General features: G+C 56.2%; 11 protein-coding genes and 1 pseudogene. 3 read left to right on the top strand and 9 right to left on the bottom strand.

The window, feature by feature from the left end:
- Positions 1-55: 55 nt before the first annotated feature.
- The 3 genes and pseudogenes from HDG34_RS38360 to HDG34_RS40325 form a co-directional block, all read left to right on the top strand.
- A complete protein-coding gene (locus HDG34_RS38360) occupies positions 56-1261 on the top strand; it encodes a putative sugar O-methyltransferase (protein ID WP_184069150.1) in 1206 nt (401 codons plus the stop codon).
- A gap of 422 nt (positions 1262-1683) precedes the next feature.
- The gene (locus HDG34_RS40330) at positions 1684-1824 is read left to right on the top strand and encodes a hypothetical protein (RefSeq protein WP_184069147.1); all 141 of its coding nucleotides are present in this window, start codon (positions 1684-1686) and stop codon (positions 1822-1824) included.
- A gap of 24 nt (positions 1825-1848) precedes the next feature.
- Positions 1849-2028, top strand: a pseudogene (locus HDG34_RS40325) (IS5/IS1182 family transposase); the annotation flags it as partial.
- A gap of 53 nt (positions 2029-2081) precedes the next feature.
- Here the strand turns inward: HDG34_RS40325 and HDG34_RS38350 are convergent.
- The 9 genes from HDG34_RS38350 to HDG34_RS38310 all read right to left on the bottom strand — a co-directional run.
- Positions 2082-3008 (bottom strand): glycosyltransferase family 2 protein, encoded by a 927-nt coding sequence (locus tag HDG34_RS38350; protein WP_184069144.1) that lies wholly within the window; start codon positions 3006-3008, stop codon positions 2082-2084.
- Between the two features lie 148 nt (positions 3009-3156).
- Positions 3157-4323 carry a glycosyltransferase gene (locus HDG34_RS38345; RefSeq protein WP_184069141.1) on the bottom strand — a complete coding sequence of 389 codons (1167 nt, stop codon included), beginning with the start codon at positions 4321-4323 and terminating at the stop codon, positions 3157-3159.
- Positions 4323-5621 carry a hypothetical protein gene (locus HDG34_RS38340; protein WP_184069139.1) on the bottom strand — a complete coding sequence of 433 codons (1299 nt, stop codon included), beginning with the start codon at positions 5619-5621 and terminating at the stop codon, positions 4323-4325. Before HDG34_RS38340 ends, HDG34_RS38345 begins: the two co-directional genes overlap by 1 nt.
- Before the next feature lie 152 nt (positions 5622-5773).
- Positions 5774-6520, bottom strand: coding sequence for an ABC transporter ATP-binding protein (locus HDG34_RS38335; protein ID WP_184069137.1), 747 nt, complete (start codon positions 6518-6520; stop codon positions 5774-5776).
- Between the two features lie 11 nt (positions 6521-6531).
- Complete coding sequence (locus HDG34_RS38330) at positions 6532-7314, bottom strand: ABC transporter permease (protein WP_184069135.1); 783 nt, start codon at positions 7312-7314, stop codon at positions 6532-6534.
- A gap of 62 nt (positions 7315-7376) precedes the next feature.
- Positions 7377-8297 carry a glycosyltransferase family 2 protein gene (locus tag HDG34_RS38325; protein ID WP_184069134.1) on the bottom strand — a complete coding sequence of 307 codons (921 nt, stop codon included), beginning with the start codon at positions 8295-8297 and terminating at the stop codon, positions 7377-7379.
- Positions 8298-8355: 58 nt separating this feature from the next.
- Positions 8356-9258, bottom strand: coding sequence for a dTDP-4-dehydrorhamnose reductase (rfbD, locus tag HDG34_RS38320; protein ID WP_184069132.1), 903 nt, complete (start codon positions 9256-9258; stop codon positions 8356-8358).
- Positions 9259-9267: 9 nt separating this feature from the next.
- The gene (rfbC, locus tag HDG34_RS38315; RefSeq protein ID WP_184069130.1) at positions 9268-9819 is read right to left on the bottom strand and encodes a dTDP-4-dehydrorhamnose 3,5-epimerase; all 552 of its coding nucleotides are present in this window, start codon (positions 9817-9819) and stop codon (positions 9268-9270) included.
- Positions 9804-10339 (bottom strand): sugar phosphate nucleotidyltransferase (locus HDG34_RS38310; protein ID WP_260321479.1); only part of this gene is annotated, 536 nt, incomplete at its 5' end. The genes HDG34_RS38310 and rfbC, both read right to left, overlap by 16 nt.

The raw sequence follows: 10339 nt of genomic DNA, 5'->3' as shown, positions 1-10339 counted from the left end.
CACAAACCATTACCAAACCGCTCAGCAGACCTGGACCATTCGGTATCTCTGATCGATGCCGCCGTCTAGTGTCGGTTTCTCACAGCCGTTCACACTGGTGTTGGATAGGACACCACTCGATGCGCAAATCTCTCATCTCACCACCAAGGTAGACGAACTAAGACAGTTCAAAAAATATATTCTCGATACACGAGTTGGCGACCGTATGCTTCATCATCATCCTCGCCGCCTTTCCGGAGAATATGCCGTAACGACGAGCCACGAAATTCCAGCCGATGAAACACTGGTATGTCGCATCGTGGATGCATATAAAAAGGCGATCCGCACCCCCACTGGATCGACTGACTCAATGTGGTTGACGGTTTTTGCAAGCGCGAATAAGCAGACGCATGAAATTCTCGAACATGGCAGTCTGAAGGACATCATTGCCATGCTTCGAAACCCCGCCAGTTCCATGCTGTTTTACGGATTCGATAGCCTACAATCGAAGGACTCAACCAATAACGACTCAACCGTTTGGCTTAGCTGGATTCATCAGCTCGCGTATGACAGTCTGTTGCAAATGTGTCGCGCCCTCGGCATAAAGCGCGTTGAAAATCCCGAGTCTGGCATCGATTTTCAGGAATCCCCATCAGTTGAGGAACTTTTGACAGAGCTAGATAAAGTGATGGGATTCAAGATCGACTTCCCCAATCCATTCGATGGCGAGGTCGGCATCAAGACATCGCGAGGCATAGCAAATTACCGCGCAATACAGGCGCTATTTCAGGCGTGGCGAATTGGTCATCTAACTGAATACCGATCGAGAGCGCGTGTCCTGGAAATTGGCGCAGGACTTGGCCGAACAGCTTACTACGCAATTAAGATGGGTATCGCGCAATATACGGTGATTGATATTCCATTGACTGGTGTTGCTCAAGCGTACTACCTCGGCAGGATTCTTGGAGATCAGACCATTTCACTTTGGGGGGAAAGCTCCGACGGGAAAGTGCGCATCCTTCCGCCCACAGCCTATCAGAAGATGAACGAGCGCTTCGATCTGATCGTCAATGTCGATTCGCTAACCGAAATGGCACCGGATACTGCAGCGGAATATCTGACGGGCGCCGCGCGGATGACGCGCCAGTTTCTATCGATCAACCACGAACACAATCCCTTCACCGTTGAATCGATCTACCAGAAGATGCCGAGCGTGAAGGCGTGGCGCAGTCCGTACTGGCTTCGCCGTGGCTATGTGGAAGAATTGATCACGTTCGATTGACCACTGCGAATCGTCGCCAAGGGTATTGCGGGTCTCGGCATTGGCTACATTGGTGGTCTTTCGAGTAGATGTTGCTCTGCACATCCACCTCGCTCAAGGTCGACTGAAGAGCAAAGGGCACCGAAATCGCACCGCTGAAGTTGTAGAAGCTGTTGCCAGTAATCAAGTAATCATCCTTAGAAACGAGGCAGAGTTTGAGTCCATGTTGATTGCGTTCGATGATGCGACCGGTAAGTGGCTCGCAACGCTTGCAATTACCCCACATCTTCGCCGTGAAACCTCGTGGTCTCGCATACGTCGTCGGCTCTTCAGAACACCGGGTAGGCAGGCGCAGCAAGGATTCGCTGGGGATATGTGATTTGCCGAACTCCCAGAAACGATATTGATCTGAGTTTCTTTCTGGGAGTTTGCGAGCGACGCCGATGAGCACCCCCGACTTTTTCCGCAGCCGCCTGAACGCGATGATCGATCTTCGTCACCCGCTGGCAGGGCTAGCCACGCGGATACCGTGGACGTCGATCGAAGCAACGCTGGCTCCAGTGTTCGAGCGGCGTGCACGCTAAGGCGAGGTCAGTGAAGGCATCGATGTCGACACCACGGTCCAGGAAAAGGCCATTGCCTATCCGACCGACAGCCGGCTGCTCGAAGTTGCGCATGCCCGGCTTGCGCAACTGGCGCAACGCGCGGGTCTGAGTCTGAAGCAAACCTACGAACGTGAAGGCAAACGTCTTCGTCGTCGCGCCGGCGGCTACGCGGGGAAACGCAAGCTCCCCGTGACCCTAGCGTGAGAACACTACCGGCGCGCTATCGCCGGGGCCGATCACTTTGAACCGTCCGCCTGAACCCCATCCCATAGCCCCCGCAGCATGCTCTGCAGTGCCTGGAATCGTTGAGGATGGAACATGACCAGGAACACGAACATTTGCAGCAAGCGTACCGTGTCTACACGCCGCCAGGCCCAACAAGGGTAATCGCGCCTCTGAAGCAGCACGCTGTTGCGAAACATGTAGTAGTACCGAAACGGCTTATGGAGGGGAATTTCCCGCCAGCGGCCAAGCCACACCCGCCTACGCTGTTCTCCAAGCGAGTGGCTCATGCTTGCTTCACAGTGCCCCCACACCTGATACCCCTTTGCACGAGCGCGCAACACCCACTCAGTATCGACCTGGTCAATGAAAAATTCCTCGTCCATCCCGCCAACGGCATCGAGGACATCGATTGAAATCAACGATCCTGAGGAAATAAGAAGGTCTGTCAAGACGACCGGTTGACCGGGTTCACAGGCAACAGGAGCAAAGCGGATCCTCCCGAACCGCACATGTGGAGCAAGGTGACCAGTTTGAGGGTCCCTGAATCGTGGCCCGATGGCTGCCACCTTATCGCCGCCTGCAACCAGATCCTCATGTGCCAACTTCAGAGCAGCCACCATCCTTGGCTCCGGCACGCTGTCTTGATCCATCAGCAAAACATATTTTGCACCACGCTCTCGTGCCCAGCGGATGCCGACATTGTGGGCCGCCGCAATGCCGAGATTTTTGCCTAGGGGCAAGACATTTAACCTCGAGTCGCCCAGCGCAGCCACGAAACCAGCCACATCTTCGCTGGATCCGTTGTCCACCAAAACCACACTGTCGGTCTGCGATGCGACAGACTTGAGAAGTTCGCCAAGACGTGCCAAATCCGGCTGAAAACTGACTATGATCGCCGCGACGCCCGCAACCGGAGATGGTAGAGACTGAAGATTCATAGCTGCGCACGCAATCAGTGCTCAAGATTGGAAGCCGGCGAACCGCTGTTCGCATATCACTTGGACCGCGCGACAATCGAAGAGCATTCAGTCCAAAGTGATGTACATGAAAGGCCATTGGTCGCGAACGCGACTGCTGCGATCGGTTTCAGTCGAGTTGCAGCGCGGCGAGGATGGTTTCGCGTTGATTAAACCATGCATACTTCGAACGAGCGTCCTCACGCGCATTTTCGAGCAATGTCGACCACCCGGAATCGCTTTCGATTGCTCTCTCGATCACAGACAACCAATCATGCGCTTGGGCAAGATAGCCGTTCTCGCCGTCGCGAATCGAATTCGCATACGTGTAAGACGGTGACGCGACGCTTATCGCGCCCACGACGGCGGCCTCGAAATACTTGAGTTCTGATTTGCAGTTCGTAAAGTCATTTGACTGCAGCGGCATCAGATTGAACTCGACAGTACTAATGAGACGCTGCAAATTCACATAGTCCTGAAAGGGTTGGCGTTTGACCCGATCACCGAATTTACTGAGAGTCGGGCCAGCCTCGATATAGCCCACGATCATCAGTTCGATTCTGGGATCCTTCGCGAGCAGCGCCTCGATAGCCGGAACGATGATCGCATAGTCGAGCTTGTGCGAAGGCGAGCCGCTGAAGTAGCCTAGGTGGATCTTGTCGTCACGTGCAAATCCCTTGGCCTGCTTATGCCGAAAGAGCGCATCGGAAAAATCGATTTGCTCTTTGTTCATGAAGTTCGGCACCACGCTCACCGGCAATCCGGAAAATGCCGCAATCTTGCCGGCCAGAAAAGCATTCGTCGTGATGGCACCATCGCACATTTTCAGCGCCACACCCAGTCGGCCAATATACGAGAACCAATAGTCCCAACGGCCGGGATCGCCGACGTCTTCGTCAAGCGTGTTCATAATCAGGTGCGCAAAGCTCGAATCGAAAACAAAATCGTCGATATCGAACAATACGCGCTTTCCTCGCAACCGGAACTTCATCACGAGCTGATTGATGCGATGACAATACCGGGACCGGCAAATCACCAGCACATCTGCGAGATCCGCTATCTCGTCGATTCTTGCCCAGTCCTGAAGAAAGAAAAAACTCGCCGATACATCCCCCCTCTCGCCCTCGTTCAGCACCTGCACCATGTTATAGGCACGGTAACGAAACGTGCTGTTATTCGGCTCTTCGTAGAAATAGGCAACCCGCCGCTTACCGCGCGTAAGCATTCTCATCCGCTCACTCAGCGGCAGGATCCACGGATCCGAATAAGCTAAGGGAGCAATATCGACTTTAAACATTAGAGTTCTTCGGACAACTGCTTGATGATCTTGCCGAACGCCTGCTGCCAATCGCCAGCAAGTCCGTTGTTAAGGAAATTTTGCTTTCTCAACTGCTGATTGGATGCCAGCGTCACTGCCGACCTCAGTGCTTCAACCAATGCATCACGTTCAAGGTCCGCGCAAATCAGGTTATGCGAGTAGCCAGACAAATCCGTCTTGCCACCAAAGCGGTTGGTGACGACGACCGCCCCACTGGCCACCAGATCCAATGGCGGATAGCTTGGGTGCGGAGTGCTCATCAAGCTGAGGCCCACATCGATCGTCCCTGCAAGTTCCGCATACTGCGACCATGTGAGATTCTCGAATTTTTCGGGCACGTAGTCACCATCGAAGACCACGGTTGGTATGTCCTTACCGACCAGACAGATCTCCCATTCCGACGGGTCCAGCACCTTTTCGGCAATCGCCCGTTCGATGACCTCAATCCCAAGATAGAAGAGATTACGCACATTGTTCGGCCTCGCGTAAAAGAAAAATCGCTTCTTTTGCAACGTTTGCTTTTTTCGCGGATGGTAAATGGAAGCCGGAAAAGCCGGCTCGAACCACATTCCTTTGGCGGCAATGTTGCCGAGTCCATCGGAAATCAGATGATCGAACAGTAGCTCCGTATTGATCAGAAAACGGATTTCGCTATTGCGAAGTGTGTCTTCACATTTAACACGATCGTCGCCGAACGGATAGAACATCCGCTCGTCTTCCTGCAACAGATAGATAATCGACTCACGCGGCACACTGGGTAATGTAGCCGCGGTCGTCCACCACGACGTCGTCACGAACAGATCGCCTTCCTTGACGTCGAGTTCGTACTTCTGATCGTAGAACGCTGCAAACTTGAATTGCAGTTCGTGCTTCAGCTTGATGCCGTACAACGCGAGGATGTGGTCGATGTTCTCGGGTTGAGCCCGCTGCGTTCGCGTGACTATACGAAGCTGCGCATTGAGTTCGTTCGCAAGCAGCGCTGAAAAGATCAGCGCAGTCCCAACCCCGCCAAACAGGCTGCCACTGGAGACGCTGTCAGTCACGATGCTGACGCGCCGGACGCCGGATGCGGGAATCGAATACGTCAGTAAAGGTGCAAGCGACTCGAAGCGCTGACGATAAAGTTGCGCCACGCTCTTTTGGGACGAGTCACCGCCGCCCGCTAAACTGGGCGAAACATGTAGTTTTTTGCCCAACTTTCGGTAGACAAGCTCCCGCAACGCCGAGGTTCCATGGGTTTTCCAGTAGCAGTAGACCCTATAAGCCCGATCAATCATCCGAAGTCCTCGTTGCGTGCTGTTAAGCGACACAAGTCATATTATTTGACCGACTATCATCTATGTCGGCAATTCAACGCGCCTGCCTTGAAGACAGGAGAGCGGGGTATTGCGCCTGGTTCCGGTCTTCCGCTGCAGGCGCCATTACGCGCTCACACCTGAGCTTCGTATTCCGAAAGCACTTCTTCGGTTGGCCCAAACGCTCGTACTCGCCCGCGCTCCATCCACAGTACCTTGTTGCACACCTTGCGGATTTCGGCATTCGAGTGCATTGCCAGCACCACAATCTCCGCACGGCTATGAAGATCTGCGAGGCGCTCTTCGGCCTTATGCATGAAAGACGCATCGCCAACGCCCATCACTTCGTCGAGCAGCAGAATCTCGGCATCGACCGCAGTCGATATGGCGAAGCCCAATCGCACGCGCATGCCACTCGAATAGGTTCTGAGCGGCAGATCGAGATAATCGCCTAGCTCACAAAACTGCGCGATCGACTGCTGCTTCTCACGGATTTCCGCATCGGTCATACCCAGCAACAAGCCTCTCAGGCGGATGTTCTGCATGCCGGTCGAGTTCTCATCCATTCCGAGACTGGTATCGAGTAACGGCACGATCTTTCCGTCGCTCTCAACCGTGCCGTACGTGGGCGAGTAGATGCCGGCCATGATTCTGAGCAGTGTCGACTTGCCGGCGCCGTTGTGGCCGATCAGGCCGAACCGGTCGCCGCTTTCCAAACGCAGGTTGACGCTGTCGAGCGCACGCACGACGACTACGCCGTCGCTACCCTCGGCGATTGAATTGCGACGACCCACACGCATGACCTGCTTCTTGAGCGACCGTCCTTGAACGTCATAGATGGGCAGGTCGAGCGTCGTGTTCTTAAGTTCGATGTACGCCATGATTTGCTCTATCAGACCCAGTATGGAATGCGTTTCAAGTAACGGCCCGTAAGGCCAAGCGCCAAAAGCCAACCCGCCACGGCGAGCCCCACGGCGACTCCCCACGTGGTCGCACTCGGCCACTCTCCGATCAGCGGCGCGCGAACCAGTTCGATCAGATGCGCGAGAGGATTCAGATCGACGATGAATGAAAAGCGGGTCAATGAATTCGGATGATAAATGATTGGCGTAACATAAAACGCGATCTGCATTAACGCGGAGACGATCTGCGGCAAATCGCGAAAACGCGCGGATAGCAGCCCCGTGACCATCGCCATCCACATCGCGTTGGCCATATACAGCACCAAAGCCGGAATAAAGACGGGCAGTGTCTCCCAGCTCTTAATGCCATAAATTGCCAGCAACACCACTACAATCACGAAGTTGTGCGCTAGGATGATGAGATTGCGCCAGGCAACCTGCAGCATGAAGATCAGCTTCGGCGTCGCCGCCTGCCGGATGTAGTGGCCGCTGTTTATGTAAGCCGTGCTACCCTCCAGAACAGTGGCCGAAAACGTCGTCCATAGGACGAGGCTGACAGCGAGATACGGAAGATAGTCACTCATCTTCATCCCGAAGAGCGTGCCGTATACCACGCCGATCGAACCGACCATCACGCCGGTGCTGATCGTTAGCCAGAACGGTCCTACCCGCGAACGCGCGTAGCGTTGCCGAACCTCTAGCCAGCCGAGAAGTGTCCAAAGCCGCCAGGAAGCGATGCTTCGCTTCAAATCATAAAGTGCCAGGTTGTACATTACAGAGTCTGCAACTTTCGCGTTAAAAATGGACGCGTCATCGTGTATCGACGCGTACCTTGTCATGGTTGATCAAGCCGGCCCATGCGGCCGGTCACCCCGTGCCAGATTCCCATCAGCGCCATTCGCAGATGGCTCAGACGTGGCTGAAGAAACAACCCATAAATCGCCAATCGAAACGGGAACTTGACGAGTTCCGTGGACTTCCAGGTCCACGGAATATAGCTCCGTTTGATTAGAGCAACTGCATTCCTGAAGAGGTAATAATGACGTAGCGGGCTATGACTCGGATATTGCCGGCCAAGCACTCGAACCGGTTCGCCGCCCAGTTCATGCGCGAGCCGCAACCCCGGCGCACCCAGTACTGCGTAACCTCTCGACCGTGCTCTCGCGCACCATTCGAGATCGACGAAATCAATAAACAACGCGTCATCCATCGGACCAATCTCCTGCCAGGAGGCCAGATTGATGCACGAGCCAGAGCTGATCAGAAAATCGATCTCGAGCGGCTGTGTGCCAACGGGCGGAATCCGCTGCAGCTTCAGGTATCCAAAGCGAACGAACGGCGCAACACCGCCGAGACGGGCATCCTCGTACGCCGGACCGATCAATGCAACCCGCCCACGCTGGCGCCGTTCTTGGTCGAGCAAACGCGGCAACGCGTCCAGTAGCTGACTTGACGGCTCGCTATCCTGGTCGAAGATCAGCGCGCAGGTGCGTCCTGCCTTCAGGAGCACTTCGACGCCTTGATTGATGCCCGTCGCGATTCCGCGGTTGGCGCCGTTCGCGACGTAGACGATTCGCTTGTCGAGACCGATCTGTCCGATACTCTGAGTCTGCTCGGTATTGTCGACCACAACGCAGAGGCCCGCGTCTGCATAGCGATTCGCCCGACGGACGCAAGCAGCATCCGGCCGATAAAAGACAACGACGATCCCGGCAGATGCATCGCCGGACAAGACGCCACGATCAGCCGGAGTCATGGAGGGCAATCACTTTTCAACAATGGATCGGCAGCAACCGCGCCACTCGTGGCCGCGGCTATGCACATTGACCAGCCATGCAGAGTCGCAACGCATCCCGCCAGTCCGGCATTGAAAGCCCGAAGGTCTCGGTAAGCTTGCGAAACGACAATCGTGAATTTGCCGGGCGTTTCGCGGGAACGGGATAATCGCTCGTGCCGATCGGTACGACGCGCGGCCCTTCCTCTCCCATTGCAGCTTCAAAGATTGCTTGTGCGAAACCGTGCCATGATGTCTCGCCCGCAGCAGTCAGGTGATAGACGCCCGAACGCTCGCGCCACCAGTTAGCATTATTCGCAGCAAGACCTTGCGCGATGATGTGCGACGTCGATGTCGCAATGGTATTGGACCAGGTAGGCGCTCCGATCTGATCGGCAACCACGCGCAATTCAGGCCGCTCCTTACCCAGCTTCAACATGGTCAGCAAAAAGTTCTTTCCACGCGTTCCGTACACCCAGCTAGTGCGCAAGATCAGATGCTCGCAGCCGGATGCAGCAATGACCTGCTCTCCCGCGAGCTTGCTCTTGCCGTATACGTTTTGCGGATTGGTCGAATCGTCCTCGACGTAGGGTGCGTTCTTCGTTCCGTCGAAGACGTAGTCGGTCGAATAGTGGATCAGCGCCGCGCCAAGCTTTTTCGCTTCCTCGGCGAGCACGCCCGGCGCTTCGCCGTTGATGCGCATCGCCAGATCGCGCTCTTCTTCGGCCTTGTCCACCGCGGTATAAGCGGCCGGATTGACGATCAGCGCGGGACGCACGTCACGCACCACCGCGCGAATCTGATCGAAGTTCGACAGATCGAGCCGCGAGCGGTCGACCGCGACCACATTGCCGAGCCCTTGCAGCGTGCGCGCGAGCTCGTAGCCGACCTGGCCATTTACGCCGGTGACGAGAATCGTGCGGTTTGCATCTTGTGCGCTCATGCGATCCCCTTATGCGTAGACTTCGGCGTCGGCGAGACGCTTGCCCGCCGCATCCTTGGCCGCGAGCAGCGGCTCGAAGTCGAGCGGCCATTCGATCCCGATCGCCGGATCGTTCCACACGATGCTGCGCTCGTGCTCGGGGAACCAATAATCCGTGGTCTTGTAGAGGAACTGCGCGGACTCCGACAGCACGACGAAGCCGTGCGCGAAACCGGGCGGCACCCACAGCTGCCGATGGTTCTCGACCGACAGCGTCACGCCGACCCACTTGCCGAAGTTCGGCGAGCTCTTGCGGATGTCGACGGCGACGTCGAACACCTCGCCCTCGACCACGCGCACGAGCTTGCCCTGCGCATGCTGGATCTGATAGTGCAGACCGCGCAGCACGCCTCTCGCCGAACGCGAATGATTGTCCTGCACGAACTCGACGCCCGGCTCGACCTTCTCGGCGAATTCGAGCGCATTGAAGCTTTCGAAAAAGAAGCCGCGCGCATCGCCGAACACCTTCGGCTCGATGATCTTGACTTCGGGCAGCGAGGTTGCGGTTACCTGGATGGCCATGCGACGTGATCCGTGAGAATGTTTTGCAGGTATTGCCCGTAGGCATTCTTCGCGAGCGGTTTGGCGAGCGCGAGCAACTGCTCGCCGTCGATCCACTGACGCCGGTACGCGATCTCTTCCGGACACGCGACCACCAGACCCTGGCGCTTTTGCAGCGTTGCGATGAAGGTCGCGGCTTCGATCAGCGAGTCGTGCGTGCCGGTGTCGAGCCACGCATAACCGCGGCCCATGATCTCGACGTTGAGCGCCGCGTTCGCGAGGTAGCGCGAGTTCACGTCGGTGATTTCGAGCTCGCCGCGCGGCGACGGCTTGATGTCCGCGGCGATGTCGCAGACCTGCTTGTCGTAGAAGTACAGACCCGTGACCGCGTAGTTCGAACGCGGCCTGGCGGGCTTTTCCTCGATCGACAACGCGCGGAACTGCTTGTCGAATTCGACCACGCCGTAGCGTTCCGGATCCTGCACGTGATACGCGAACACGGTGGCGCCGTCGGTCTGATCGTCGGCGCGTTCGAGTTGCT

Source organism: Paraburkholderia sp. HC6.4b (assembly GCF_014200875.1).
Taxonomy (GTDB): domain Bacteria; phylum Pseudomonadota; class Gammaproteobacteria; order Burkholderiales; family Burkholderiaceae; genus Paraburkholderia; species Paraburkholderia tuberum.
The sequence above is the reverse complement of the archived record's forward strand: the minus strand, read 5'-3'. Positions and strand labels throughout refer to the sequence as shown.

Excerpts from the sequence above, each read along its gene's own strand:
- HDG34_RS38325 (WP_184069134.1), bottom strand. The coding sequence starts at position 8,297 with ATGACTCCGGCTGATCGTGGCGTCTTGTCCGGCGATGCATCTGCCGGG.
- HDG34_RS38340 (WP_184069139.1), bottom strand. The coding sequence starts at position 5,621 with ATGATTGATCGGGCTTATAGGGTCTACTGCTACTGGAAAACCCATGGA.
- rfbD (WP_184069132.1), bottom strand. The coding sequence starts at position 9,258 with ATGAGCGCACAAGATGCAAACCGCACGATTCTCGTCACCGGCGTAAAT.
- HDG34_RS38350 (WP_184069144.1), bottom strand. The coding sequence starts at position 3,008 with ATGAATCTTCAGTCTCTACCATCTCCGGTTGCGGGCGTCGCGGCGATC.
- HDG34_RS38335 (WP_184069137.1), bottom strand. The coding sequence starts at position 6,520 with ATGGCGTACATCGAACTTAAGAACACGACGCTCGACCTGCCCATCTAT.
- HDG34_RS38345 (WP_184069141.1), bottom strand. The coding sequence starts at position 4,323 with ATGTTTAAAGTCGATATTGCTCCCTTAGCTTATTCGGATCCGTGGATC.
- HDG34_RS38330 (WP_184069135.1), bottom strand. The coding sequence starts at position 7,314 with ATGTACAACCTGGCACTTTATGATTTGAAGCGAAGCATCGCTTCCTGG.
- rfbC (WP_184069130.1), bottom strand. The coding sequence starts at position 9,819 with ATGGCCATCCAGGTAACCGCAACCTCGCTGCCCGAAGTCAAGATCATC.
- HDG34_RS38360 (WP_184069150.1), top strand. The coding sequence starts at position 56 with ATGCCGCCGTCTAGTGTCGGTTTCTCACAGCCGTTCACACTGGTGTTG.
- HDG34_RS40330 (WP_184069147.1), top strand. The coding sequence starts at position 1,684 with ATGAGCACCCCCGACTTTTTCCGCAGCCGCCTGAACGCGATGATCGAT.